The organism is Inhella proteolytica, from assembly GCF_016093275.1.
GTDB classification, from domain to species: Bacteria; Pseudomonadota; Gammaproteobacteria; order Burkholderiales; family Burkholderiaceae_C; genus Inhella; species Inhella proteolytica.
Map to the genome: position 1 here is coordinate 63,671 of NZ_JAEDAK010000017.1, position 26,473 is coordinate 90,143.

22 protein-coding genes are annotated in these 26,473 nt (G+C 68.3%); 9 read left to right on the forward strand and 13 right to left on the reverse strand.

Going from position 1 to position 26,473, the window contains the following annotated elements; all coding sequences use genetic code 11:
* Nucleotides 1-66 precede the first annotated feature (66 nt).
* The gene (locus I7X39_RS19410; protein WP_198112832.1) at nt 67-384 is read left to right on the forward strand and encodes a hypothetical protein; all 318 of its coding nucleotides are present in this window, start codon (nt 67-69) and stop codon (nt 382-384) included.
* Here the strand turns inward: I7X39_RS19410 and rsmI are convergent.
* Entirely contained in the window at nt 378-1,280 is a 903-nt protein-coding gene (rsmI, locus tag I7X39_RS19415; RefSeq protein WP_198112833.1) for a 16S rRNA (cytidine(1402)-2'-O)-methyltransferase, read from the reverse strand. The genes I7X39_RS19410 and rsmI overlap by 7 nt on opposite strands.
* Here rsmI and I7X39_RS19420 point away from each other — a divergent pair.
* From I7X39_RS19420 to I7X39_RS19430, 3 genes are read left to right on the forward strand one after another with little or no spacing between them, the layout of a single operon-like run.
* A complete protein-coding gene (locus I7X39_RS19420; RefSeq protein WP_198112834.1) occupies nt 1,279-1,656 on the forward strand; it encodes a YraN family protein in 378 nt (125 codons plus the stop codon). The genes rsmI and I7X39_RS19420 overlap by 2 nt on opposite strands.
* Before the next feature lie 42 nt (nt 1,657-1,698).
* On the forward strand, nt 1,699-2,271 hold the full coding sequence (locus tag I7X39_RS19425; protein WP_198112835.1) for an SIS domain-containing protein: 573 nt from the start codon (nt 1,699-1,701) through the stop codon (nt 2,269-2,271).
* Nucleotides 2,272-2,275: 4 nt separating this feature from the next.
* The gene (locus tag I7X39_RS19430) at nt 2,276-2,902 is read left to right on the forward strand and encodes a BON domain-containing protein (protein ID WP_198112836.1); all 627 of its coding nucleotides are present in this window, start codon (nt 2,276-2,278) and stop codon (nt 2,900-2,902) included.
* Between the two features lie 19 nt (nt 2,903-2,921).
* Here I7X39_RS19430 and I7X39_RS19435 read toward each other — a convergent pair whose 3' ends face one another.
* The 4 genes from I7X39_RS19435 to I7X39_RS19450 all read right to left on the reverse strand — a co-directional run bounded on the left by I7X39_RS19435 (nt 2,922) and on the right by I7X39_RS19450 (nt 7,432).
* Entirely contained in the window at nt 2,922-3,797 is an 876-nt protein-coding gene (locus I7X39_RS19435; protein WP_198112837.1) for an NAD(P)-dependent oxidoreductase, read from the reverse strand.
* Nucleotides 3,797-5,113: a tetratricopeptide repeat protein gene (locus tag I7X39_RS19440; protein ID WP_198112838.1), complete on the reverse strand. Its 1,317-nt coding sequence runs from the start codon at nt 5,111-5,113 to the stop codon at nt 3,797-3,799. The genes I7X39_RS19435 and I7X39_RS19440 overlap by 1 nt, the downstream gene beginning before the upstream one ends.
* 38 nt (nt 5,114-5,151) lie before the next feature.
* The gene (locus I7X39_RS19445) at nt 5,152-6,288 is read right to left on the reverse strand and encodes a PilT/PilU family type 4a pilus ATPase (protein ID WP_198112839.1); all 1,137 of its coding nucleotides are present in this window, start codon (nt 6,286-6,288) and stop codon (nt 5,152-5,154) included.
* Nucleotides 6,289-6,388: 100 nt separating this feature from the next.
* Nucleotides 6,389-7,432 carry a type IV pilus twitching motility protein PilT gene (locus I7X39_RS19450; protein ID WP_198112840.1) on the reverse strand — a complete coding sequence of 348 codons (1,044 nt, stop codon included), beginning with the start codon at nt 7,430-7,432 and terminating at the stop codon, nt 6,389-6,391.
* Between the two features lie 32 nt (nt 7,433-7,464).
* Between I7X39_RS19450 and I7X39_RS19455 the strand changes: the two genes are divergently transcribed.
* From I7X39_RS19455 to I7X39_RS19465, 3 genes are all read left to right on the forward strand, one after another.
* On the forward strand, nt 7,465-8,190 hold the full coding sequence (locus I7X39_RS19455; RefSeq protein WP_198112841.1) for a YggS family pyridoxal phosphate-dependent enzyme: 726 nt from the start codon (nt 7,465-7,467) through the stop codon (nt 8,188-8,190).
* A 120-nt stretch (nt 8,191-8,310) separates the two neighbouring features.
* Complete coding sequence (locus I7X39_RS19460; protein ID WP_198112842.1) at nt 8,311-9,459, forward strand: porin; 1,149 nt, start codon at nt 8,311-8,313, stop codon at nt 9,457-9,459.
* A 12-nt stretch (nt 9,460-9,471) separates the two neighbouring features.
* Nucleotides 9,472-9,885, forward strand: coding sequence for a hypothetical protein (locus tag I7X39_RS19465; protein ID WP_198112843.1), 414 nt, complete (start codon nt 9,472-9,474; stop codon nt 9,883-9,885).
* Nucleotides 9,886-9,960: 75 nt separating this feature from the next.
* On the opposite strand, the gene I7X39_RS19470 is transcribed toward I7X39_RS19465, so the two are convergent.
* From I7X39_RS19470 to I7X39_RS19490, 5 genes are all read right to left on the reverse strand, one after another.
* Nucleotides 9,961-13,227 (reverse strand): TonB-dependent receptor, encoded by a 3,267-nt coding sequence (locus tag I7X39_RS19470; RefSeq protein ID WP_198112844.1) that lies wholly within the window; start codon nt 13,225-13,227, stop codon nt 9,961-9,963.
* A gap of 266 nt (nt 13,228-13,493) precedes the next feature.
* Nucleotides 13,494-16,628: a hybrid sensor histidine kinase/response regulator gene (locus I7X39_RS19475; RefSeq protein ID WP_198112845.1), complete on the reverse strand. Its 3,135-nt coding sequence runs from the start codon at nt 16,626-16,628 to the stop codon at nt 13,494-13,496.
* Entirely contained in the window at nt 16,629-17,783 is a 1,155-nt protein-coding gene (locus I7X39_RS19480; protein ID WP_198112846.1) for an FIST signal transduction protein, read from the reverse strand. It lies immediately after the preceding gene.
* The gene (locus I7X39_RS19485; protein WP_198112847.1) at nt 17,780-18,844 is read right to left on the reverse strand and encodes an HD-GYP domain-containing protein; all 1,065 of its coding nucleotides are present in this window, start codon (nt 18,842-18,844) and stop codon (nt 17,780-17,782) included. The genes I7X39_RS19480 and I7X39_RS19485 overlap by 4 nt, the downstream gene beginning before the upstream one ends.
* A gap of 97 nt (nt 18,845-18,941) precedes the next feature.
* The gene (locus I7X39_RS19490) at nt 18,942-19,412 is read right to left on the reverse strand and encodes an Lrp/AsnC family transcriptional regulator (RefSeq protein ID WP_198112848.1); all 471 of its coding nucleotides are present in this window, start codon (nt 19,410-19,412) and stop codon (nt 18,942-18,944) included.
* 119 nt (nt 19,413-19,531) lie between these two features.
* On the opposite strand from I7X39_RS19490, the gene I7X39_RS19495 reads away from it, so the two are divergent.
* A complete protein-coding gene (locus tag I7X39_RS19495; RefSeq protein WP_198112849.1) occupies nt 19,532-23,050 on the forward strand; it encodes an indolepyruvate ferredoxin oxidoreductase family protein in 3,519 nt (1,172 codons plus the stop codon).
* Here the strand turns inward: I7X39_RS19495 and I7X39_RS19500 are convergent.
* Complete coding sequence (locus I7X39_RS19500; protein WP_198112850.1) at nt 23,040-23,414, reverse strand: hypothetical protein; 375 nt, start codon at nt 23,412-23,414, stop codon at nt 23,040-23,042. The genes I7X39_RS19495 and I7X39_RS19500 overlap by 11 nt on opposite strands.
* 2 nt (nt 23,415-23,416) lie before the next feature.
* On the reverse strand, nt 23,417-24,031 hold the full coding sequence (locus tag I7X39_RS19505; protein WP_198112851.1) for a 2-hydroxychromene-2-carboxylate isomerase: 615 nt from the start codon (nt 24,029-24,031) through the stop codon (nt 23,417-23,419).
* Nucleotides 24,032-24,153: 122 nt separating this feature from the next.
* Between I7X39_RS19505 and I7X39_RS19510 the strand changes: the two genes are divergently transcribed.
* A complete protein-coding gene (locus tag I7X39_RS19510; protein WP_198112852.1) occupies nt 24,154-25,314 on the forward strand; it encodes a GGDEF domain-containing protein in 1,161 nt (386 codons plus the stop codon).
* Nucleotides 25,315-25,327: 13 nt separating this feature from the next.
* Here I7X39_RS19510 and I7X39_RS19515 read toward each other — a convergent pair whose 3' ends face one another.
* Entirely contained in the window at nt 25,328-26,461 is a 1,134-nt protein-coding gene (locus tag I7X39_RS19515; protein WP_198112853.1) for an acyl-CoA dehydrogenase family protein, read from the reverse strand.
* Nucleotides 26,462-26,473 lie beyond the last annotated feature (12 nt).

Below are 26,473 nucleotides of genomic sequence, written 5' to 3' on the forward strand. Positions count from 1 at the left end.
CGAAGCGGCGCACCGTTGCTGCCCCAACCCGGCCATTCTCGCGCCGGCAACCCCAGGAGAACCTGCATGAAGACGATTTGCACCGCCCTACTGTTCAGCCTTGCCGTGCTGGGCGCCCAGGCCCAGACCCACACCCCCAAGGTGGACGAGCGCCAGGCGAACCAGGAAAAGCGCATCGACCAAGGCGTGGCCAGCGGCGAGCTGACGAAGCGCGAGGCGCGCAAGCTGGAGCGTGAGCAGGCGGCCGTGGACCGCATGGAAGACAAGGCCAAAGCCGACGGCAAGGTGACGCGCCGCGAACGCGCCAAGCTCGATGCCGCGCAAGACGCCACCAGCCGCGACATCAAGCGCAAGAAGCACAACGCGCGCGACCGCGATCACTGAGCCTGCTTGAGCTCCAGGGCACGCGCGTACAAGCTGTTGCGCGCCACGCCGCTCAGGCGCGCGGCCAGGGCCACGGCCTGCTTGAGCGGCAGTTCCTCCAGCAGCAGCACCAGGGTCTGCTCGGCCGCGGCCGGCAGTCCCTCGCTGACCGGCTCGCCTTCGGCGTGCAGGGCTAGTGCGAACTCGCCGCGCTGCGCGTGGGCGTCCGAATCCAGGTAGGCCGGCAGCTCGGCGCAGTTCAGCGTGCGCAGGGTCTCGAATTGCTTCGTCAGCTCGCGGCCCAGCGTGACGCGGCGCTGCGGCCAGCGCTGCGCGAGCTCGGCCGCCAGGTCGGCAATGCGGTGCGGCGCCTCGAACAGCACCACGGTGTCGCGCGCATCCGCCAGGCCGGCCAGGGCCTGCGCGCGCGCCTCGCCCTTGGGCGGCAGGAAGCCGGCAAAGCGAAAGCCCTGGGCCTGGGCATCGCCCGCCACGCTGAGCAGCGCCAGGGTGCTGCTGGCGCCGGGAATCGGCACGCAGCGCAGGCCCGCCGTCTGCAACTCGGCCACCAGGCGCGCGCCGGGGTCGGAAACGGCCGGCGTGCCGGCGTCGGAGATCAGAGCGATGCGTTCGCCGCGCTGCAGGCGCTCCATCAGGCCCTGCGCAGCCTCGCGCTCGTTGTGCTGGTGCAGGGCCAGCAGGGGCTTGTGCAGACCCAGATGGCGCAGGAGCTGGGCGCTGACGCGCGTGTCCTCGCAGGCCACGGCGTCCACCAGGGCCAGCACATGGATGGCACGCAGGCTCAGGTCGGCCAGGTTGCCGATCGGCGTGGCCACGACGTAGAGCGCGCCGGTCGGATACTGCTGCGCGCCGGCCGCTTGGGCGGCGACAGCAACCAGGTCGGGGAGAGCAGACATGCTGGGCTTTGGTAGCACCCGCAGCAAAGGGGCGGATGGCGAGGAACGCGCGCTCAAGCACTTGCAGAAGCAAGGGCTGAAGCTGGAAGCGCGCAATTATCGAATCGGGGGCGGGCCGCGCCGGCCTGCCGGTGAGATCGATCTGGTGATGCGCGACCGCTCCGGCGTGCTGGTGTTCGTGGAGGTGCGCCAGCGCGCGGCGTCCAGCCACGGAGGCGCGGCCGCCAGCATCGACGCCGCCAAGCGCCGGCGCCTGGTGCGAGCCGCCCAGCACTACCTGCTGCAGTTGCCCCAACTTCCACCCTGCCGATTCGACGTAGTAGCGATCGAGGGCGAGCACATCGAATGGCTGCAAGCCGCCTTTGATGCCGGATGAGAAGCGGGTAATCACGGGGGCGCGCCGTATCATCCGCGCCCCATGACGGAAGCCCGCATCCAGCAGCAGTTCTTCGAGAGCGCCGACCTGTTCTACCAGGCCGCCGAGCAGCTCACGCGCCCGCTCGCCGCGGCCGCGCAGATGGCGGTGCTGACCATGACCGGCGGCGGCCGGCTTTTCCTCGCCGGCGCCGGCCTGGCCCAGTTCGACGCCCAGTGGGCAAGCCAGTTGCTGCTCAACCGGCTGGAGCAGGACCGCCCTGCCCTGTGCGCGCAGTTGCTGAGCGCCCAGTTGGGCGATCTGCAGGGCGTGCCCGCCTTTGCGCGCCAGTTGCAGGCGCTGGCCCACCCGGGCGATCTGCTGATCTGGGTGGATCCGCTGGGCGAACCCGGCGTGGCGGAGCTGGTGCTGGCTGCGCGTGCGCAGGACATCGGTATCGTCGCCCTCTGTGGCCAGCAAGATGGGCCGCTGCGCGACTGCCTGGCCGACACCGATCTGCTGATCCGCGTCAACCACGCGCGCTGGCCGCGCGTCAGCGAAACCCATCGCCTGGCGCTGCATGCGCTCTGCGATGCCATCGATGCCCAACTGCTCGGCCTCGACGCCGGAGTCTGATCCCATGAGCCTGACCCAAAAATTCCTGCCCCTTACCCTGGCCCTGGCAGCGCTGACGGTGTCCCTGTCGGCTTGCGCGCCCCTGGTGGTGGGCGGCGCCATGATGGGCGGCGCCCTGGTGGCCACGGACCGCCGCACCGCCGGCACGCAGCTGGAAGACCAAGGCATCGAGCTCAAGGCCGCAATGCGCCTCAAGGAACAGCTCGGCGACCGCGTGCACATCAACGTCAACGCCTACAACCGCGTGCTGCTGCTGAGCGGAGAAGTGAAGGACGAGGCCGACAAGCAGCGCGCCCAGACCATCGCCGCCCAGGTGGACAACGTCGCGCGCGTGGTCAACGAGCTCCAGGTCGGCTTCATCAGCAGCCTGAGCTCGCGCTCGAACGACCTGGTGCTGGCCGCGAAGATCAAGGCTACGCTGATCGACGCCCGCGACCTGATGTCCAACGCCTTCCAGGTGGTGGTGGAGCGCGGCGAGGTCTACCTGATGGGCCGCGTGACCGAACGTGAGGCACACCGCGCCAGCGAGCTGGTTCGCGGCATCCCCGGCGTGCAGAAAGTCGTGCGGGTGTTCGACCTTCTCAGCGAGGAAGAGCTCGCCCGCCTCGTTCCACCGAAGCCATCCAACTGAAGCAGCGCCGGCGCGGCGCTTACTTCAGGCGCCTGATCAAGCTGGAGGTGTCCCAGCGGCCGCCGCCGAGCTTCTGCACTTCTGCATAGAACTGGTCGACCAGGGCCGTGACGGGCAGGCTGCTGCCGTTGCGGCGCGCTTCGTCTAGCACCAGGCCGAGGTCCTTGCGCATCCAGTCCACCGCGAAGCCGAAATCGAAGCGGTCTTCCAGCATGGTGGGGCCTCGCTGGTCCAGCTGCCAGCTCTGAGCGGCACCGCCGCCGATCACCTTGAGTACCGTGGGCATGTCCAGGCCCGCGCGCTGGCCAAAGGCGAGGGCTTCGGCCAGGCCCTGCACCAGGCCGGCGATGCAGATCTGATTGACCATCTTGGCGAGCTGGCCGGCGCCGCTCTCGCCGAGCAGGGTGACGGCCTTGGCGTAAGCGCGCAGCACGGATTCCACACGCGCGAACGCCGCCGCGTCGCCGCCGCACATCACCGTCAGCTGCCCCTTCTGCGCGCCCACCTCTCCGCCGGAAACCGGGGCATCGATGAAGGCCACGCCCTGCTCGGCGCAGCGCTGCGCCATCTCGCGCGCCAGGGTGGCCGAGGTGGTGGTGTGGTCCACCACCACGCTGCCAGCGGCCAGGCTGGCCAGCACGCCTTGCGGGCCGGCCACGACCTCGCGCACATCGTCATCGCGCCCCACGCACAGGCACACCAGCTGCGCGCCCTGGGCCGCCGCCTGCGGGCTGGCCGCCGCCTGGCCGCGATGGGCCTGCGCCCAGCCCTGGGCCTTGGCGGCGCTGCGGTTGAACACCGTCACGCGATGGCCGGCAGCCTGCAAATGACCGGCCATCGGGCCGCCCATGGCGCCCAGGCCAATGAAGGCAATGTTCAGGTTCGAAGGGCTCATCACCGCGCCCCCCCGAGCTTCTGCTTCAGTTCCTGGGCTTCCTTGAACTGCGGCGCCAACTTGAGCGCCTGGTCCACCGCCTCGCGGGCCTTGGCCAGGTCATCCATTGCCTGGTGGGCCTGTGCCACGCGCAGCAACAGCAGAGGCTGGTTGGGCTGGGCCTTCAAGGTCTTGCCCAGAAGTTCCAAGGCCAGCTTGGGCTCCTTGCGGGCCAGATGCACGAAGGCCAGGGTGTCGACATAGCTGAGCTGGTTGGGCTGCAGTTCGATGGCCCGGCGCGCCGAGCGCAGGGCTTCGTCGAGATCGACCTTGCGCTCGGCGTTCATCCAGGCCAGGTTGTTCAAGGCCGGGTGGTACTTCGGATCGGCGCGCAGCGCCAGGCGGTACGCCGCCTGGGCGCCGTCGAGATCCTTGCGCGCGGCCTTGATCATGGCGATCTTGGTGTGGACAAGGGCGGCCGGCACATCGGCCACGCTGAGCAGGCTCTGCAACCCTTCGACGGCCTTGGCCGTCTGGTCGTTAGCCACCAGGGCATCGGCCAGCGCCATCTGTGCCGGCACGGACTTGCCATCGGTCTTGACGGCCTGCTGGGCATGGCGCAGCGCAGCGGCGCGATCTCCCAGGCTTTGCGCCAGTTCTGCCGCCCCGATCCAGGGCTGGGCATTGCCCGGCAGTTCGGCCGCCGCCTTTTCGAGTGTCTTCAGGGCCTCCGGCCCGCGGTTCTGCCGCGCCTGGGCACGAGCCAGGCCCTGCCAGACCGTCCAGCCTGCTCCGGGCACCGTCAAGGCCTGCTTGAACACGGGCTCGGCCAGGGCCGGCTTGTTGGTATTGAGGTAGAGCTCGCCCAGGTCGACCTGGGCCGGCAGGAAGCGCGGCTCCTCTTGCACCAGGGCTTTGAGCAGCGGTTCGGCTTTGGCCGTATCCCCCGCCATCAGGGCCAGGCGGGCCACGCCCAGTCGGGCGGGCAGGTGCTTGGGGTCTCGCTTAAGGCCTTCCAGAACCGCGGCTTGTGCGGCCTTGAGGTCGCCACGGCGCAGGGCCACGTCACCCAGGCCCACCCACGGCGCCCCGGACTTCGGATCCAGCTGGGTCGCCTGCTTGAAGGCCGCCTCAGCGGCCTTCAGATCGCCCTGGCCGAGCGCCACGCGCCCGGCCTGCCACTGCTTGCGGGCCTCCGGCTGGGCGGGCTCGAACGGATCCTGAGCGCCCGCGGCACCCTGCTGAGGCGGCAGCCGCGTTTCGATGATGGGACCGGCCGGGGCCGAGAGCGAAAGCGCCAGCAGGGTGCAGGCAAAAGCGGCGGGAAGCGGACGCATGGGCAAGGCAGGTCAGCAGCAAAGCTGCGGATGATGCCTCAGACGATGGTCAGGTGTTCGGTACCCGAACTCAGATCGCCGCTACGCGCGCGCTCGCTGTTGAGCTTGATGTTGAGGCGCAGATCGTTGACCGAGTCGGCATTGCGCAGTGCGTCCTCGTAGGTCACACGGCCAGCCTCGTAGAGGTCGAACAGGGCCTGGTCGAAGGTCTGCATGCCGAGCTCGCGCGAGCGCTTCATCACGTCCTTGATCTCGCCCACCTCGCCCTTGAAGATCAGCTCGGAGATCAGCGGCGTGTTGATGAGGATCTCCACCGCCGCCACGCGGCCCTTGCCCTCGCGGCGCGGCAACAGGCGCTGCGACACCAGGGCCTTGAGGTTGAGCGACAGATCCATCAGCAGCTGGGTACGCCGCTCTTCCGGGAAAAAGTTGATGATGCGATCCAGCGCCTGGTTGGCGCTGTTGGCGTGCAGGGTGGCCATGCAGAGGTGGCCGGTTTCGGCAAAGGCCACGGCATGGTCCATGGTCTCGCGGTCACGGATTTCACCCATCAGAATGACGTCAGGCGCCTGGCGCAGCGTGTTCTTCAGCGCCGCCTCCCAGCCGTCGGTGTCGATGCCAACCTCGCGTTGCGTGATCACGCAGTTCTTGTGCGGGTGCACGAACTCGACCGGGTCCTCGATGGTGATGATGTGGCCGTAGCTGGTCTCGTTGCGGTGGTCGATCATGGCTGCGAGCGTCGTGCTCTTGCCCGAGCCAGTGCCGCCCACCAGGATGATCAGGCCGCGCTTGGTCTGCACCAGCTCGTTGAGGATGGGCGGCAGGTCCATGCTCGCCACCGTGGGCAAGGTGGCCGGGATGGTGCGCAGCACCAGGCCCACATTGCCCTGCTGCACGAACGCGTTGGCGCGGAAGCGCCCGATACCCTGCGGCGAGATCGCGAAGTTGCACTCCTTGGTGCGCTCGAACTCCGCGGTCTGCTTGTCGTTCATGATCGCCCGCGCCAGCTGGATGGTGTGCTGGCCGGTCAGCGGCTGCGGGCTGACCTTGGTGATCTTGCCGTCCACCTTGATGGCGGGGGGGAACTCGGCGGTCAGGAACAGGTCGGAGCCCTTGCGGCTGACCATCAGGCGCAGCAGGTCGTTGATGAATTTGGATGCCTGGTCGCGTTCCATGGTTTTTTCAGTCCTTTCACCCGCTCTCCACGGGCCGGCTTGCATGCCGGCCCGCTTCGACCGGCGGCGCCGAGTCTTCCGGACTCGGCTTGGTCCGGTCTCAGCCCGGGAAGTTTTCCGGGAACTTGGCCTTCGCGCGCGCCTCGGCCGGGCTGATGACGTTGCGCTTGACCAGCTCGGTGAGGTTCTGGTCGAGCGTCTGCATGCCCTGGCCCTGGCCGGTCTGGATGGACGAATACATCTGCGCCACCTTGTTCTCGCGAATGAGGTTGCGGATGGCCGAGGTGCCGATCATGATCTCGTGCGCCGCCACACGGCCGCTGCCGTCCTTGAGCTTGCACAGAGTCTGGGAGATCACCGCCACCAGGGATTCGGACAGCATCGCGCGCACCATGTCTTTCTCAGCCGCGGGGAACACGTCGACGATGCGGTCCACCGTCTTGGCCGCCGATGAGGTGTGCAAGGTGCCGAACACCAGGTGGCCGGTTTCGGCCGCGGTCAGCGCCAGGCGGATGGTTTCCAGGTCGCGCATCTCACCCACCAGCACCGCGTCCGGGTCCTCACGCAGCGCGCTGCGCAGGGCGTTGGCGAAGCTCAGCGTGTGCGGGCCCACCTCGCGCTGGTTGATCAGGCACTTCTTGCTCTCATGCACGAACTCGATTGGATCCTCGATGGTGAGGATGTGGCCGTACTCGTTCTCGTTCAGGTGGTTGACCATGCCGGCCAGCGTGGTGGACTTGCCCGAGCCGGTCGGCCCCGTCACCAGCACCATGCCGCGTGGGCGCAGTGCCAGGTCGGCGAAGACCTTGGGGCAACCCAGCTGCTCGAGCGTCAGGATCTTGCTCGGGATGGTGCGGAATACCGCGCCGGCGCCGCGGTTCTGGTTGAAGGCATTGACGCGGAACCGCGCCAGGCCCTGGATCTCGAACGAGAAGTCGACTTCCAGCGTGTCCTCGTACACCTTGCGCTGGCTGTCGTTCATGATGTCGTACACCATGTCGTGCACACCGCGGTGGTCGAGCGCCTCGACATTGATGCGGCGCACATCGCCATGCACCCGGATCATCGGCGGCAGACCGGCCGAGAGGTGCAAATCCGAGGCCTTGTTCTTGACCGAGAACGCGAGCAGCTGGGTGATGTCCATGATGTGGGGCACAGAGTAGGCTGCGGACCATTATGGCGATCCCCCCCGTGCTTTCCGACCCCCGTTTCTCCGACCTGCCCGCGCGCCTGCAATCCGTGCATGCGCGCATGGATGAGGCCTGTGCGCTGTACGGGCGCCCTGCCGGCACCGTGCAGCTGCTCTGCGTGAGCAAGACGCAGCCCGCCGCCGCCATCCGCGCGGCCCATGCGCTGGGTGAACGGCACTTTGGTGAGAACTATGTCCAGGAGGCGCTGGACAAGATGACCGAGCTGGCCGACCTGCAACCACCTCCGATCTGGCACCTCATCGGCCCCCTGCAGGCCAACAAGACCCGCGTGGTGGCCGAGGCCTTCGACTGGGTGCATAGCGTGGACCGGCTGCGCATCGCCGAGCGGCTGAGCAACCAGCGCCCGGCTGAGCGGGCGCCGCTGCAGGTCTGCCTGCAGGTCAACATCAGCGGCGAAGACAGCAAGCATGGTGTCAGTCCACAGGATTGCCTGGATCTGGCCAACTCCGTGGCCGCCCTGCCTCGGCTGCGCCTGCGGGGCCTGATGGCCATTCCGGCTCCTGCCGAAGGCTTTGAAGCGCAACGCCAGGCGCACCGCCAGCTGGCCGCACTGATGCATGCGCTCAACACCCAGGGCCTGCAGCTGGACACCCTGAGCATGGGCATGAGTGCGGACCTGGAAGCTGCCGTGGCCGAAGGGGCGCACTGGGTGCGCATCGGCACCGCCCTGTTCGGGGCGCGCCCAGGCTGACGGCAGGCTGTCGCTGTTGCCCGGCCGGCACAGCGCGCGCACCAGCGCTCGCCACCCTCGCACAGGCCGAGTACAAAGAGGACTTGGCCCCCATCCGGGGCGACTTGCCAGGAGCTTGCGATGCGTGTTCGTCGTGCCCGAGTGCTGCAGGGATGGATGGGGTTGGGCCTGGCCCTCACGCTGGCCGCGCCGGCCTGGGCGCAGGAGTTCAAGCTCACCGGTTTCGCTTCCCTGGTGCTTGGCCGCAGCAGCGGCGGCTGCGTGGCCACCGAAGCCATGGCGCCGCGCTACCAGGAAGCCTGCACGCGCAGCATTGCCGACTGGGGCCATGGCGCGGTGTACCGCGATGACTGGGAACTCGACCAGGAAAGCCGTGCCGGGTTGCAGGGCGAGTGGCGCCTGAGCAAGCAGCTCAGTGCAGTGGCCCAGGTCAGTGCCCGCACGCTGAAGAACCAGCATGCCAATCTGGAGTGGGCCTACGTCAGCTACAGCCCCACGCCCGAATGGAAATTGCAGCTGGGGCGCAAGCGCATCCCGCTTTACTACTACTCCGACTTCCAGGACATCGGCTTCGCCTACAACACCATCCGCCCCACCCCCGATGTCTACGGCTGGGATGTCGTCAACTACAACGGCGCCAGTCTCAGCAACACGCGCAGCCTGGGCGACTGGACCCTGCGCACCGAGCTCTACACCGGCAGCGAAACGAGCCGCAAGAACCCCTACTACACGATCTTCATCGATGAGGAACAGGACGTGCGCTGGGGCGGCATCCGCGGCCTGTCAGCCGAGATCAGCCGCGACTGGTTCACCGGCCGCATCAGCTACACGCGCACGAATTTTGGCGTGCGCGATCGCGCCAGCGGCGAACAGGCCGAGCTCTACAACGGACGCACGCGCGCCAACCAGAGCTTCCTCGGCCTGGTGCTGAACGGCGACTGGGACGAGTGGCAGTGGCGCAGCGAGTTCGGCAAGGCCTCGCGCATGGAGGCCGCGGGCTATGACGCTCGCTTCTGGCTCGCCACCCTGGGCCGCCAGTTCGGTCACTTCACCCTCACGGCCGGCATGAGCCGCTACGCCGAGCGCAGCGACTTCGACCTCGACAGCTATGTGCCCGTGACCCTGAACACCCGCACCCTGGCCCTGCGCTACGACCTGCACAAGGGCGGCGCACTGAAGCTGCAGTGGGACCGGGTGCGCGACCGCAGCCCCAGCGCGCTGACCGGCGACAACCGCCTGATCAGCCTGTCCTACGACCTGGTGTTCTGAGGGAGTCCCGCCATGCTGCCGCTCCGCACCCTCGCACTCGCTCTGCTCACCTGCACGGCCGCCCAGGCGCAGGTGGTCGTGGTCGTCAATCCCAAGGCCGGGCTGGACAGCCTCAGCACCGAGCAGGTGGCCGCCTTTTTCCTGGGCAAGTCCAGCAGCCTGCCCGGCGGCCTGAGCCAGGCCCTGGACCTACCCGAAGCCAACGCCGCACGCGACCAGTTCTATGCCAAGGGCGCCGGCAAGTCGGCCAGCCAGGTCAAGGCCACCTGGGCCCGCCTGGCCTTCTCGGGCAAGGCGACGCCGCCCAAGGAACTCGCCAACGCGGCCGAGGTGAAGAAGTTCGTCGGCGCCCATGCCGACGCAGTGGGCTACATCGAGAAGGCGGCCGTCGACGGCAGCGTCAAGGTGGTGCTGACGATCGAGTGAGCGTTCGGCGCGACCAAGAAAAAAGGGCCCGCGCTGCGGGCCCTTTGCTTGCATGAAAGAACGGCCGGAGCCGGATCAAAACTCGTAGCGTGCCGTCACTTGCATGGCCCACTGCGACTCGCCCTTGTTCTGGCGCGTGATGAAGTCGTCCGGCGTCGTGACGTTGTAGACCATCTTGCCGTCGGCCGTCACGCCGTTGAAGTTCACGAACCGGCGCGTCGAGGGGAAGTTGATCTCGTCGATACGACCCCAGCGACGGTTCAGCAGGTTGCCGAAGTTCAGGATGTCGAGGGACAGCGTGCCCTTGTGGCCCTTGAAGAAGCTCGGCACTTCCTGGCTCAGGCGCAGGTCGAAGCTGTTGGTGAAGCCAGCGAACGAACCATTGCGCTCAACTACGCGGCCCTTCGAATTGCGCAGTTCCTTGTTGGCATCGACCACATCCCAGAAGCGCTGCTCAGGAGTACGACCATTGACGGTCGAGCCCGTGAACACCACTTCGCCGGAATTGGCCGGGATGTACAGCAGGTCGTTCGCCGATACGCCGTCGCCGTTCATGTCGTTGTTGAAGACCCAGCTGTAGGGCTTGCCGCTGCGGCCTTCGTAGGTCACGCCGAAGGTGGTCTTGAGGCTGCCGATCAGGGCCTTGGACCAGGACACGTTCGCGTTGAAGCGGTTCTGGATCAGGTAGTTCGAGTTCGACGCCGTGTTCTCGTTCTGGTTGTAGACCGCGCGGTTCAGCCAGCCCGAGTTCGAGGTCGTCGACGTCAGCGGGCTGACCTCGGTGGCGCTGGTGCGGGTGTAGGCCGCGCTCCAGCTCAGACCCGGCATGGGGCGCTGCGACAGCGACAGGGTGAGCGCATTGCCGCCGCCCTTGTCGGTGCCGTCCAGCAGCAGCACGTTGGTGAAGCGCGCCAGGGCGTTGGCCTTGGTCACGCCGCGGCCGGCACAACCCGGGCGGGCTGCCGTGACGGGGGTGGTGCCACCGGTCCAGCAGTCGGCATCCAGGCCGTTGGCGCTCCAGTACATGTCACGACCATCCGGCGACTTGGCCACCACCGAACCCAGGTTCAGATGGCGGTAGTACAGGCTGTCCTTGACCTTGGTGTAGAGCCACTCCGCGCCGAAGGTCAGGCCAGCCACCGGGAGCTCGGTGTCCCAGGCCAGGTTCATCTTCCAGACCGAGGGCTGCTTCGCGTCGGGCGACACGAAGTCGACCGCCGAGGCCGGCACCACGCCGGTGATGTCCGGCTGCTTGCTGGTGTCCTTGGTGAAACGCAGATCGCTCGGGCAGATGTTGTTGCCGGTGGTCGAGCAGGCCGGGTTGTAGATCGCCACGCCGGTGTTCTGGAACGGGTTGGTGATCCACACCGTGGGGGCCGCGCCGCCAAACAGACCGAAGCCGCCTCGCACCTGCGACTTGCGCTTCTCGACGGCATCGAACGCGTAGTTGAAGCCGAAACGCGGCTGCACCAGCTTGGCACCGTCCATGGTGCGGCTGTTGTCATAGCCAAAGGTGGTACTGGCGTCTGCGTTGCGGATCGGAGCCCCGTCGACCGTCAGACGGTCAACGCGCACACCGGCGTTCAGCGTCAGCTTGTTGCTGACCGTCCAGGTGTCCTGCATGAACAGGCCGAGATTGTTGACGCCGAAGTTGGCGGCGCCGTCTTCCAGCGTCTTGCCGGCCAGCGGCAGTTGCACGCTGTACAGCGTCGGCGTGCCCGCCAGGAAGAGCGCGATCGGGTCCGTACCGCGGAACTCATACACGCCCTTCGAGCCGCGCTGGAACGCATTGAAGACGTCGTTCTGCTCGGCATCGAAACCGGCCTTCAGCTCATGGTCGCCCATGAAGAGGTTGCCGGCGAAGTAGCTGTTCGTGGTCTTGGTGGCCAGACGGTTGAAGTGACGCGACTCCTCCTGACCGAAGCGCAGGGTGCGGTCGGGCTGGCCCGATGCCGTGTAGACCAGGCTGACCTGGGGCAAGTCGGCGTTGTTGTTGTGGACAGCCGAGTAGTCGCGCTGGCTGATCTTGAGTTCGGTTGTGAAGTCTTCGGTCCAGTCTGCGAACCACTGGGCGACCTTGGTCTCCAGGGTCTTGACCGTGGTGTAGAAGTGCGAGTCCAGCGCCAGGCCGTTGGCGGCCGTGGTGAAGGGGAAGATCGGGTCGGACTGTTCGGTCTTCGAGTAGCGGACGCTGGCGCGGTGCTTCTCGCTGATGTTCCAGTCGAGCTTCACCATCTTGTCCTCGACCGAGGTCAGGACGGCGCTCGGCTCCCAGGGCTTGCCGATTTCCATGCCGTACTTGCTGCTGGCGGCTGCCTGAGCGGCGGCGATTTGCTCGTTGGTGATGCCGGAGCTGATCAGGCTGCTGCCCACGGGGCCGAAGGTCGGCGCATTGCGCGGCGTTTCCAGCTTCTCGTAGTTGGCGAAGAAGAAGAGCTTGTCCTGGATGATCGGGCCGCCCAGCGTGAAGCCGTAGGTCTTGTCTCGCGAGGGAGGCGGGGCGCTGTACACGCCGGTCGAGCGGTTGAAGCGCTTGCCCGACATGTTGGAGTCGCGATAGACGCCATACACGCTGCCGTGGAACTCGTTGGTGCCGGACTTGGTCACCGCATTGATGCTGGCGCCCGTGTAGCCCTGCTGAGTGACGTCGTAGTTGGACAGGCTGACCTGCACCGCCTGGATCGCGTCGATCGAAATCGGCTGCTTGATGGTCGGCAGGTTGTTGGCTTCCAGGCCGAAGGTGTCGTTGGTGCGGACGCCGTCGATCGTGACCGAGTTGTAGCGCGTGTTCTGGCCGACAGCCGAGATCTCGCCGCGCTCCTTGTCGGTCTGCGAGATGCGCGGGTCATTGCGCACATAGTCCTGCAGATTGCGCTGGATCGACGCGTAGGTCTCCAGATCCTGACGGCCGATCTGCGTGCCGGCACCCATCGAGCCCGAACCGAATTTGCTGTTCGCCGCGGCGGAGCCGGTGACCACCACCTGCTCCAGCTGCGTCTGCGCCGCGCCCAGGCGCAGGTCGACCATGGTGGTCTCGGCCAGCGCCAGGTACACCTCTTCCGTGACGGTCTTTTCGCCGCCCTTGCTCACGGTCACCGTGTACGGCCCGCCCACGCGCAGGCCGCGCGAGGAATAGCGGCCTTCGGCGTCCGTGGTCAGGGTCACGACCGAACCCGACTCGCGGTGCAGCACGACCACGGTCGCACCCGCCACCGGCTTGCCATCGGGGGACACGACGCGGCCGCCGATTGCAGCCGTGGTGTTCTGGGCCATTGCAGGCGCCACGGCCACGATGGCCACCGCAGCCGCTAGCGCGGTGCGAGCAAAGAGGGACGTGCTCATCGGTGAAAACTCCTAAGTAAAAACGCGCAGGGCTAGACGCAAACCGGCCACCGGGGAAGCTGAAGTCCGCTGCATGGGCGAACCCAGCGCCGGCGGCCGGGAAGATGGATCAATGACTGCCGATTGTTCAAGCAGTTTTTGACCATTTGGTAACAGCCGATGGGCGACAAACCCTAGGCCGCCCACATTCGCAGTTTTTTCACAACAGAGTGTGGCGTGAGCGCCGCAGGCGCGGTGCCAGCGATGCGTTGGCCGCGTCGGACCTCTCACCCCCCTTGAACCTGCTCCTGCAACCGCTTCAGGGCCGCATCCAGCAGGGGTAGCTGTTCAGCCAACGCAGCCCAGTCACCCTGATGTGCGAGCACCTCGGCGGCGCGAGCTCCCTGCAGCAGCTCCGGCGCGGCCAGGTTGCCGGCGGACCCAGCCAAGCTGTGCAGCTCCCGCGCAGCCAGGCTGCCATCCTGGGCCTGTACGGCCGCCACCAATGCACGCAAACGAGCCGGCGCGTCGCTCAGAAACATATGCATCAGTTCAGCCAACAGCACCTCGTCCCCGCCCACCCTTTCGAGCAGTTGCTGGCGCTGCCAGACCATCGCCCCCACATCGGCCGGCGGCGTATCCGGTATGGCCTGGGAGGGGGGCGCCATCCGCTCGCCCAGCACCCGCTGCATTTCGATGCGCAGCATGGCCACCTCAATGGGCTTGCCCACGAAGCCATCCATGCCGACAGCTTGGCATCGCTCCCGGAAGCCCGGCAGCACATTGGCCGTGAGCGCCAGGATGGGGGTGCGCGGGCGACCGAATTCCTGCTCCTGCGCGCGGATCTGCGCGGCAGCCTCCAGCCCGCCCAGGTGTGGCATCTGCAGGTCCATGAGGATGAGGTCGTAGTCGGTGCGGCGGTGCAGGGCCACGACCTCCAGGCCGTCGGTGGCCAGCTCCACGCGGTGGCCCAACTTGGCCAGCAATCGCAGCGCCAAGGTCTGGTTCACCAGGTTGTCCTCGGCCAGCAGGATGTGCAGCGAACGCGGGTCAGGGCCATGCGCGGGGTTGGGCCGGGGGCTGGCGGCGGGACGGCCTTGCAGCACCCGCACCAGGGTGTCACGCCAGGGGCCGGGGTCGAGCGGGCGGGAGATCACGCCCCCTACCCCCCAGGCCGCGCCGTCGGCCGCCACCTGGCGCTGCACCCGCAAGGGCACGATGGCCACGGTGCGGCGCAGCAGGCTGGGGCGGGACTGCAGGGCCGTCACCAGCTCGTGGAAGGCCATCTGGGGCAGGTCGGCATCGGCCAGGATCAGATCGAACGCGCCCTCGGTGGCCAGGGCGATCTCCAGCTGCACGCCGTCGGGCACGCGCTGCAGGCGCGCACCCCAGGCGCTCAAGAGCTCGGCGGTCCAGTCGTTCGCGGGGCCGGCGGGCGCGGCCAGCAGCACGCGCGCGTCCTGCAGCACGGGCTCTGGCACCGCCAGGGGCGCCAGCGCGTTGCGCAGCGGCAGCTGGAAGCTGAAGGTTGAGCCGCCCCCCGGCACGCTGGTCACCGCAATGCGCCCCCCCATCAATCCGACGAGGCGCTGGCTGATGGCCAGGCCCAGGCCGGTGCCGCCATAGCGGCGGGTGGTGGAGCTGTCGGCCTGACTGAAGGCCTCGAACACCTGCGCCAGTTTGTCGGCAGCGATGCCAATGCCGGTGTCACGCACCCAGAACTGGACGAGCTGGGGATCGTCGGGCACCGGCAGCACCTCCACCTGCACCTCGCCCTGGGCGGTGAACTTGACAGCATTGCCCACCAGGTTCGTCAGCACCTGGCGCAGGCGGATGGGGTCGCCCACGCATTGCTCAGGCAACTGCGGGTCGATGTGCAGCAGCAACTCCACGCCTTTGTCCTGGGCCTGCAGCGCCAGCGGGCGCACCACATCGGCCAGCAGGCGGGAGAGCTCGAAGTCCACCGCCTCCACCTGCAGCTTGCCGGCCTCCAGCTTTGAGTAGTCCAGGATGTCGTTGACGATCACCAGCAGCGCATCGGCCGAGCTCTTCACCAGCTGCAAGTACTCGCGCTGCTCCTCGCTGAGCTCGGTCTGCAGCGCCAGATCTGTCATGCCCAGGATGCCGTTCATGGGAGTGCGGATCTCGTGGCTCATGTTGGCCAGGAAATCGCTCTTCACGCGCAGCGCCGCTTCCGCCGCTTCCTTGGCCTCGGTCAGCTCCAGCATCAGGCGCTTCATGGCCGTCACGTCGGTGCGCAGGCTGACCGTCATGCCCTGGGGCGTGTGGCTGTCGTCCAGGCGCAGCCAGACCTCGCCCTCCCAGGCCTCCGACACGCCGCGGCCATGGCGCAGACGCTGCACGCGCTCGTTCACGAAGGCGTCCAGCGCCTCGGGCGCAAGGCCACTGCGGCGGCCGAGCTCCCGCGTGAGGGTGGCGTAGGCGGCACCCGGCTGCAGCAGGTCGGCGATGGCGGGATAGAACTGCTTGAAGCGGCTGTTGCAGATAACGAGGCGCTCCTGCTCGTCGTACATGGCAAAGCCGACATCCAGGGCCTCGATGGCGTCCACCAACTGCTGGCGCGTGCGCAGGGCCTCCTGCTGCGCCAGCTGGGCCGCGTGGTCGTCCAGGATGAAGCCATCCAGGAACTGCGGTTTGCCGGTGGCGCTGCGCACCGCCTGGCCGCGCCCCTGCACCCAACGCAGGCTGCCGTCAGCCCGCACGATGCGGTACTCCTGCGCGTAGGGCCTGCGCTCGACCAGGGAGCGCTTGAGCTCGGCCGTGGCGGCGGGCAGGTCCTCAGGGTGGATCAGGCTCAGCAGGTCGCGCCGGCCCTCCAGAAAGTCGGCGGCGGGGTAACCCGTCAGGGTGGCGATGCCCTCCGACAGCAGCACCAGGCGCGGGGGCTCGGTGGCGGTGGCGCGGTACACGCAGCCGGGCAAGTTGGCCAGCAGGCTGCGGAAGCGCTCCTCGTTGGCGGCCAGCTGGTACTGGGCGCGCTCGCGCTCGTCCACCAGCTCACCCAGCAGGGCGCTGATGGCCTGCAGGTCGGTGTCTTTGGGCGCCAGCAGCGGCCGGCCAAAGCGTGCCAGCAGGTCGTTGCTGGTGCCCCGCAGGGCCTCCAGCACGGCGCGCTGGGCATCGGCCTCCTGGCGCAGACGCTCGTTGACGGCACCGAGCTCCGCACTGGACAGCTCCAGGCTGCGGGTGCGCAGCACGAGGTCCCGCTCGGCCTGCTCGTAGGCATCGCCCACCCGCTCGAAGAACTTGGGCAGCCCTTCGGCCAGGGCTTGCAGCTGGGGCGACGCACTGGCCGCCAGCTCGGCCTGCAGCCGCACCAGATCCTGCGGTCCCTCCAGGCGCAGGATGCGGCGCAGCTGGCGGGCCAGCAGCTTCTGCCCGAACAGCGCCGCAAGGTCCATTCAGGCGCGCTCAGCCAGCAGGGTGATGGTCATGGTCTGGTTGTGCAGATGGCATTGCTCCCCCTGCAGGTCGGGACTGATTTCCCCATAGGAGTAGAAGCCCGTGACGCAGGCGCGGCCGCCGAGCACATCGGCCACGGCCTCCACCTCCTCATCCACACGCGCGCCCATGACCAGCTTGCGGCCTACGCAGGACACCAGCAGCGCGAGCTGATCGCCCGCCACGGGGCCGCTGTCAAACAAGGCGTTGGCGGCCGCCTCGGCACCATCCACCAGCGAATCGGTGGAGGCATGCATCAAGCGCAGGTAGCCGTCTTGCTCGATATCCCCCGCCAGCACCAGGCTGCCCGTGGCCTCGTCCACGCCGAGGATGGTGCGGATCAGGCCCAGCGCCTGCTGGTTGGCGCCCAACATCTCGAACGGGAACAGCAGGCCAGTGGCCGGCAAGCCTTGCGCGTAATCGCCCAGGTAGCGCTTGTAGATGGCCAGGGCGGACTCGCCGTCCAGCTCGTACAGCACATTGCCCTGGCTGCGCGTGACCTTGCGCGCCGGGCCGAAGGGCTGCCAGCCGTGGAAGCTGCCATGCCGCACCAGCGCCTCTGCGCCATAGAAGCCCAGCGCCACCAGCTGGCGGTCCGACACCGCCTGGTTGCTCAGGGTGAGCGTGCGCTTGAAGGCCCCACCGTCTCCGGCCAGGCCGCCCGAGACCTGCACCTGCGCGCCCACCTCGGCTTGCAAGCCCTCGATCAGGGAGCTGCCGTTGATGTGCACGCCCTGCCCGAACAGCAGCACATGGCGCAGCGGCTGCCCGTCCAGCTCCGGCCGCAACTGCGCGCCCAGGCGCTGGCCGGCAGGGCCGGAATCCCCCATGTCCTGCAGGTCCGTAACGGCCTGGCGCAGATGCGGGTGGGCGAAGCGCAGTCCGGTCAGCACCAGACCGTCTTCGCTGACGCCCTGCTGCGCGATCTCTCCCGCGGTGCTGCAGCCCAGCCACTGCACCCCCGGCAGGGCCGCCCGCAGACGCGGCAGCAGCGCCGGCTCGGACAGGCGCGCCACCGAGCCGAACACCAGCACCAGCTGCGGCTGCAAGGCCTGCAGCGGCTGCAGGGCCGCCGCCTCGAAGGTCGCGTCCAGACTCACTTGCACCGTTTTCACAGCAGCTCCTGGGGTTGGGTTTCAAGGGGCTCGTCGCGGTAGCGCGCGTGGATTTCCAGCACGCCGGGCCAGGCCTGCAAGAAGGCCTCGACGCAGCGCGGGTCGAAATGGCTGCCCGCGTGCTCGCGCAGAAAGTCGGCCGCCCGCTCCAGCGACCAGGCCGGCTTGTAGGGCCGCACCGAAGTCAGGGCATCGAACACATCGGCCACCGCCACGATGCGCCCCATCAGCGAGATGTCCTCGCCGCGCAAGCCGTTCGGGTAGCCGCCACCATCCCAGCGTTCGTGGTGGTGCAGCGCAATCAGCGCGGCCGCCTGCAGATAGGGGCTGGCACTGCCGGCCAGGATGTCGTGCCCGATCTGCGCGTGCTGGCGCATGATGACCAGCTCCTCGGGCGTCAGCCGCCCGGGCTTGAGCAGGATCTGATCGGGTGTACCGACCTTGCCGATGTCATGCATCGGCGCCGCATGCAGCAGCAGGTCCTGCTCGGCCTCGGGCACGGCCAGCTGGGCGGCGATGAGGCGGGCGTAATGCGCCATGCGCAGCACATGGGCGCCGGTCTCGGGGTCGCGGTATTCCGCCGCACGGGCCAGGCGCACGATGGTTTCCTGCTCGCGCGCCAGGATGGTGGCGGTGGCCTTGGCCACCTCCGTGGCCAGCCATTGCGCCCGCGAGGCCATTTCGATTTGCGAGCGGCGCAGGGCCAGCAGGTTGCGCGCCCGCGCCTGGAACTCGACACGGTCCACCGGCTTGGTGAGGAAGTCGCTCGCGCCCTCCTGCAACGCCTGGTAGCGCAGCGGCAGTTCGTGGTCGGCGGTGACCATCAGCACCGGCACCTCGCCCCGCTCGGGTGCGGCGCGGAAGGCGCGCAGGAAGCCCAGGCCGTCCAGCTCCGGCATCTGGTAGTCCAGGATCAGCAGGTCCACCGGGTGGGCACAGACCCAGGCCAGCCCTTCGCGTGGATCGAGGAACTCCACGGACTGGACCTCCCCCAATTGCCGCACCAGGCCGCGCAGCAGCGCGAGGTTGACGGCGTTGTCATCGACGATGGCGATCTGCATGGCGGTGAACCGGGGGCCGATGCGGCAAGGCCATGCTTATAGCTGGTTCGCGCCCGGGGATTCCTGACAAACCGAGCCCGGCCGAGCCCTCGCGGTGTCAGATCACCGGCAGCGCGGTTTCGTACTTCACCTCGCGCAGCACCACATTGCTGCGCACGCTGGCCACGCCCGGCACCTTGAAGACCTGGGTCTGCAGGAACTGGTCGTAAGCCTTCATGTCCGGCACCACCACCTTGATGACGTAGTCGGCCTCGCCGGTGATGCCATGGCACTCGATGATTTCGCGGCTGGCGCGCACCAGGGCCTCGAACTGCTCGACCGCCCCTTCGGAATGCCGCACCAGGCTGACATTGGCCAGCACGCAGATGGAGAGCCCGAGCTTCTCGCGATCCACCAGGGCGACATGGCGGCGGATCACGCCGCTCTCCTCCAACTCCTTGACGCGCCGCCACACCGGCGTGGGCGAGAGCCCGACCTGGTCCGCCAGCGCCTGGGTGGAGAGGCGGGCGTCGTGCTGCAGGGCCTCCAGGATCAGGGCGGTGGCCCGATCGAAACGTTCATTTGCCATGAATGGCTCCTTTGAGAGAAATTCTCTCCAATTCAGGGCAAACCAGAGCCATTGAGCAAAGACTAATTGGGGCGCTTCTCGAAAAATCTCGCCCTCCGCGCCCCCGCCCGAACGCCGCCATGTCCCACGCCCCCGACACCCTGCGCCCCTACCAGCTCAGCGACAACCTCGCCGCCGACAGCGGCGCCGTCTTCCTGACCGGCACCCAGGCCCTGGTGCGCCTGCCTCTGATGCAGAAGAAGTTGGACGAAAAGGCCGGCTTGCACACCGCCGGCTTCGTCAGCGGCTACCGCGGCTCGCCCCTGGGCATGGTGGACCAGCAGATGTGGAAGGCGAAGAAGTTCCTGGCCGCCGCGGATGTCGAGTTCCTGCCCGCCATCAACGAAGACCTGGCCGCCACCGCCTGCCTAGGCACCCAGCGCGCCGCGCTGGACCCGGAGCGCCGCGTCGAGGGCGTGTTCGCCCTGTGGTACGGCAAGGGCCCGGGCGTGGACCGCGCGGGTGACGCGCTCAAGCACGGTAATGTGTACGGCAGCAGCGCGCAGGGCGGCGTGCTGGTGGTCTGCGGGGACGACCATGGCTGCGTCAGCTCCAGCATGCCGCACCAGAGCGACCTGGCCCTGCAGGCCTGGTTCATGCCAGTGCTGCACCCCGGCAACGTGGCCGAGTACCTGGAGTTCGGCCTGTACGGCTGGGCACTGAGCCGCTTCAGCGGCAACTGGGTCGGCTTCAAGGCGATCTCGGAGGTCGTCGAGAGCGGCATGACGGTGGACTTGGACGCCGTGCCGATGGACTTCACCCTGCCGGTGGATTACCAGCCCGCCACCAATCTGCACATCCGCCTGGTGGACCTGCCCTCGTTGGACCTGGAAAGCCGCCTCGCGCACAAGCTGGACGCGGTGCGCGCCTTTGCCAAGCTCAATTCCGTGGACAAGCACATCGTCGCCAGCCCGGCGGCCACCTTGGGTATCGTCACGGTGGGCAAGGCGCATTACGACTTCATGGAGGTGCTGCGCCGCCTGGACCTGGACCCCAACGCCCTGGCCGCGGCCGGCGTGCGGGTCTACAAGGTTGGCCTGGTCTACCCGCTCGAGACCACGCGCATGGCGGAGTTCGCCCAGGGCCTGACCGACCTGCTGGTGATCGAGGAAAAGGCCCCGGTGGTCGAGCGCCAGATCAAGGACCTGCTCTTCCACCTGCCCGAGTTCCAGCGCCCGCGTGTGGTGGGCAAGACCGATGAGCAGGGCCGCAGGCTGCTGAGCGAGCTGGGCGAGCTGCGTCCCAGCCGCGTCATGGCCGTGGTGGCCGAATGGCTGGCGCGCCTGAACCCCGCGCTGGACCGCCGCCACCTGGTGGTGGACTTCACCGCCCCGCAGGTGCTCTCCAACGCCGCCGACGCCACGCGCCGCCTGCCCTACTTCTGCTCGGGCTGCCCGCACAACAGCTCCACCAAGCTGCCCGAGGGCTCGCGCGCCCTGGCCGGCATCGGCTGCCACTTCATGGCCAACTGGATGGAGCGCAGCACCTCCGGCCTGGTGCAGATGGGCGCCGAGGGTGTGGACTGGGTGGCCCAGCAGCGCTTCAGCAAGGCGCCGCATGTGTTCCAGAACCTGGGCGACGGCACCTACTACCACTCGGGCTACCTGGCCATCCGCCAGGCCATCGCCGCCAAGGCCACGCTGACCTACAAGATCCTCTACAACGACGCGGTGGCCATGACCGGCGGTCAGCCAGTGGACGGCTCCACCAGCGTGCCGCAGATCGCGCGCCAGATCGAGGCCGAGGGCGTCAAGCGCCTGGCCATCGTCAGCGACGAGATCGACAAGTACGACGACCACCGCGCCCTGTTCCCGCCCGGCACCACCTTCCACGACCGCAGCGAGCTCGACGCCGTGCAGCGCGAGCTGCGCGAGATCAAGGGCGTGACCGCGCTGATCTACGACCAGACCTGCGCCGCCGAGAAGCGCCGCCGCCGCAAGAAGAAAGAGTTCCCGGACCCGCCGCGCCGCCTCTTCATCAACGAAGCGGTGTGCGAGGGCTGTGGCGACTGCGGCCAGGCCAGCAACTGCCTGTCCGTCATTCCGGTCGAGACCGACCTGGGCCGCAAGCGCGCCATCGAGCAGACCAGCTGCAACAAGGACTTCAGCTGCGTCAACGGCTTCTGCCCGAGCTTCGTATCCGTGAACGGTGCGGTGCTCAAGAAGCGCCAGGGCGCGGCCTTCACCGCGGCCGACCTGACGCGCGAGCTCAACGCCATCGGCGAGCCCGCCCCGTGGAACTGGACCGGCCCCTTCGACATGCTGGTGACCGGCGTGGGCGGCACCGGCGTGGTGACGGTCGGCGCGCTCATCACCATGGCCGCGCACCTGGAGCGCAAGAGCGCCTCGGTGCTGGACTTCATGGGCTTTGCGCAGAAGGGCGGCGCGGTGCTCTCCTTCGTGCGCGTGGCGCCCTCGCAAGATCTGCTGAACCAGGTGCGCATCGACACCCAGCAGGCCGACGTGCTGCTGGCCTGCGACCTGGTGGTGGGCGCGAGCAACGACGCGCTGCAGACCGTCAAACCCGGGCGCACCGTGATCCTGGCCAACACGCACGAGCTTCCCACCGCCGCCTTCGTGCGCAACCCGGACGCCACCCTGCACGCCCACGAGCTGCTGGCCAAGATGAAGTTCGCCACCGGCGAGCAGGCGCCCTTACTCAAGACCATCGACGCCCAGAACATCGCCCAGAAGCTGCTGGGCGACACCATGCCCAGCAACATCGTCATGCTGGGTGCGGCCTGGCAGGCCGGGCTGGTGCCGGTGAGCTTTGCCGCGCTGATGCGCGCCATCGAGCTGAACAACGTGGCGGTGGAGGCCAACAAGACCGCCTTCGCGCTGGGCCGCCTGGCCCACGCCGCACCGGCCGCGCTGGAGCGCCTGGGCGGCGCCACGGTCGTCAAGCTCAGCCTGGCCAGCGACAAGCTGGACGGCGAGCAGGGCTTGATCGCGCGCCGCAAGGCGCTGCTGACGGCCTACCAGGACGCCGCCTACGCCGAGCGCTACGAAGCCCTGGTGCGCAAGGTGCGCGAGGCCGAAGCCCGCTTGGGCGAAGCCGGTAAACCTGAGCGCCTGACCAAGGCCGTGGCGCGCTACTACGCCAAGCTGCTGGCCTACAAGGACGAATACGAGGTGGCCCGCCTCTACACCGACGGCAGCTTCGAAAAGGCCCTGAAGGACCAGTTCGAGCGCTGGGACGGCCTGGACTTCCACATGGCACCGCCCGTCTTCAGCAAGCCCGGTCCGGATGGCCGCGCCAAGAAGATCAAGTTCGGCGGCTGGATGTGGCGGGCCTTGGGCGTGCTGGCGCGCTTCAAGGGCCTGCGCGGCGGCGCACTCGATGTGTTCGGCTACACCGCCGAGCGGCGCATGGAGCGCCAGCTGATCAGCGACTACGAGGTACTGGTCGACTCACTGCTCAAAGGCCTGAACCCCGAGCGCCTGGAGCTGGCCATCCAGCTCGCGCGCCTGCCCGAGCGCATCCGCGGCTACGGCCATGTGAAGCACGCGAACGTGGAGACGGTGCGTAAGCAGTGGGCCGACATGCTCGGCCGCTATCAAGCGGCGCCGGTGCGCGCCGAGGCCCTCGCTACTCCTTGACCCAACCCAGGCCCGCCGCACTCTTGCGCTCGCCCTTGCGGCGTGAGCGCAGCACGGCGTCGAAGCCCTGCCGGCCGCCGTTCAGCAGCGCGGTGTAGAGGGCCGCCACGTCGTCGCGGCTGAGGTCTTGCAGGTCAGGGCGGAACTGCTGCGTGGCGGCAGCCAGCAGCTCACGCGGCAGGCCCTGGTGGGTGGCCTGCAGCACCCACATCGCGCTGAAGAGATCGGGGAATTGCGCACACAGCCACTGCACGCGCGGCAGCACCTCGGCGGGGCCGCCCTGGGCACCGGGCAGCAGCCAGGCCAGCTCGCGCGGGGCGAGCGCCTTGCCTTCGTCAGTGCCGGTGCCAGGTTCGTCGTTCACCCTTATTCCAAGCCGCGCGGCGGCCCGGCGGTGAGCCAAGCCTCGATCTGCGCCTGCCGATCATTGCCCCAGAAGGGCTCGCCGTCCACCACCACGAAGGGCGCACCGAACACGCCCGCCGCAATCGCCTGCTCATTGGCCTGCTTCAGGGCGAGCTTCCACTGCGGGTCGTTCCAGGCGGCTTCGGCCGCCTCGGCGTCCAGGCCGGCCTCGGCGCACAGGGCCTTCAGCGCCACCGCGTCGCTCAGGTTCACGCCGCGGGCGAAGTAGGCGCGCAGGCCGGCCCGCGCCCAGGCCACGGCCTGCGCCGGGTCTTGGGCCTTCAGCCACCAGAACACGCGTGCGGCATTCTGGGTCGGGATCGGGAAGGGCTCGGGCATGCGCAGCGGCACGCCGGCAAAGGCGGCCGAGCGCGCCACGTCGCGGAACAGGTATTCGCGCTTCATCGGGAACTCGGCCGGCGGGCGCAGGCCGCTGACCTGGAAAGTGGCCCCCAGCAGGATGGCGCGCCAGTTCACCGTGCGGCCATGGCGCGCCGCCACGGCTCCGATCCACTCGCTGGCGATGTAGGAGTAGGGGCTGGAAAAGTCGAAATAGAAGTCGATGGCGGGTTTCATCGCGGCACCGCGGGCGTCAACAGCACAAGGGCCGAGCTTTTAACCGATTCGCCCGCCCCGTGAAGCGGGGCTCGCCCAGCCCCCAAGGCCGTGGCAGCATCGGCTTCCCCGCAGGAGAGTGGATGGCTGCAAACCCCGTTCCGGCGATGCTCTGGCTGGTGGCGTTCCAGATCGGCCTGCATGCTCTGGCTTGGCTGGTGGCGGCCCGGCTGTTGCGCGAAGAGCGCCGGGCCCTGCTCAACTGGGCCGGCTTCAACGCCCTGCTGGCCATCGGCCTGGTGCTGTGCGGCATGCGGGATGGCGAGCGCGGCTGGTGGGTCTACAACGGCGTCAACCTGATCACCCTGCTGGCCTTCGGCCTGATGCGCCGCGGGGTTGAGCTGTTCCTGCGCAGCGGCCGCAGCGACCTTCAACAGGCCCTGCAGCTGGCCCCATGGGTGCTGCCCCTGCTGCTGCTACCTCCAACGACCGACTGGGCGGCCTGGCGCGTGCTGGCGGCCTTCGGCGGGCAGGCCTTCGTGATGGCCGTGACTGCCTGGAGCCTGGCCCGCCCCATGCACCGCGAGTTCGGCCGCTGGGCCCAGCTGGGCCTGGTGCTGCCCACCGCGGTGATTGCCGGCCTGAATGCCTCGGCCGCCCTGCGGCAGGTGGCGGCCTGGCCGGTGCCGCAGGAAATCCAGCTCGGCACGGATTTCAACCAAGGCCTGCTCTACGCCTATCTCGCCGGCACGGCCTGCTTCGGCGTCGGCTTCCTGGCCGTGGTGACGCAGCGCCTGACCCACCGCCTGCGCGAGGCCTCGCAGCGCGACGCGCTCACCGGCCTGCTGAACCGCCGCGCCCTGAGCGAGTACCTGGAGGCGCAGTGGCACCGCCACCTGCGCCGCCGCTACCCCCTGGCCCTGGTGATGGTGGACCTGGATCACTTCAAGCTGGTCAACGACAGCAATGGCCATGCGGCCGGCGACGCGGTGCTGCGCCGCACCGCCGAGCTCTTTCGCCAGCACCTGCGCCGCGAGGATCTGGTGGGTCGCATGGGCGGCGAGGAGTTCCTGCTGGTGCTGCCCGACACCCCGAAGGACGCCGCCCTGGCCCTGGCCGAGCGCCTACGCCAGCTGGCCCACGCCCAGGCGCTGGGCGTGAGCATGAGCCTGGGCCTGACCATGGCCAGCGCGGACGATGGCACGGCCGAGGAGGCCGTCAAACGCGCCGATGCCGCGCTCTACCGCGCCAAGGCGCAGGGCCGCGACCGCGTGGTGTGCATCGAGCCGCCGCCGGGCGGCTGATGCCGGCCAGGGCTCAGAGGGCCAGGGCGCGCCCGATCAGGATCTTCTGCACCTCGGAGGTGCCTTCGTAGATCTGCGTCACGCGCACATCGCGGTAGATGCGCTCGACCGGGAAGTCGTTCACATAGCCGTAGCCGCCCAGCACCTGAATGGCGGCCGAGCAGACGCGCTCGGCCATCTCGCTGGCAAAGAGCTTGGCCATCGCCGCTTCCTTCAGGCAGGGCCGGCCAGCGTCCTTCAGGCTGGCGGCATGCCAGATCAGCTGGCGCGCGGCCTCGATCTGGGTGGCCATGTCGGCCAGCTTGAACTGGATGGCCTGGTGCTCAAAGATCGGCTGGCCGAAGCTGACGCGCTCCTTGGCATAGGCCAGCGCGGCTTCCAGCGCCGCGCGCGCCATACCCACCGACTGGCTGGCGATGCCGATGCGCCCGCCCTCCAGGCCGCTGAGCGCGATCTTCAGGCCCTGGCCTTCCTCGCCCAGCCGGTAGCGCGCCGGGATGCGGCAGTTCTCGAACAGGATCTGGGCCGTGTCGCTGCTGTGCTGGCCCATCTTTTCTTCGATGCGCGCCACCGTGTAGCCGGGCGTGTTCGTCGGCACGATGAAGGCCGAGATGCCGCGCTTGCCCGCCGCCTTGTCGGTCACCGCCATGACGATGGCGACGTCTCCGTTCTTGCCGCTGGTGATGAACTGCTTGACACCGTTCAGCACATAGTCGTCGCCCTCGCGCACGGCAGTCGTCTTCAGGCCACCGGCCTCGGAGCCGACATGCGGCTCGGTGAGGCAGAAGGCGCCCAGCATGTCGCCGCGCGCCAGCGGCTTCAGGAATTCCTGCTTCTGCTCTTCATTGGCGAAAGCCATCAGGATCGAGCAGACCGGGCAGTTGTTGACGCTCACCACCGTCGAGGTGCCGCCATCACCGGCGGCGATCTCTTCGAGGATCACCGCCAGCGCCAGGTAGTCCAGGCCGGCGCCGTCGTACTCGGGCGGCACCGCCACGCCGTAGCAGCCCAACTGGGCCAGGCCCTTGAGCTGCTCGGCCGGGAACTGGTGGCTCTTGTCCCAGGCGGCGGCGTGGGGGGCAATCTCGGCCTGCACAAACGCGCGCACGGCGTCCTGAACGGCGAGGTGGTCTTCGGAAAGGATCATGGTGGGGCTCTC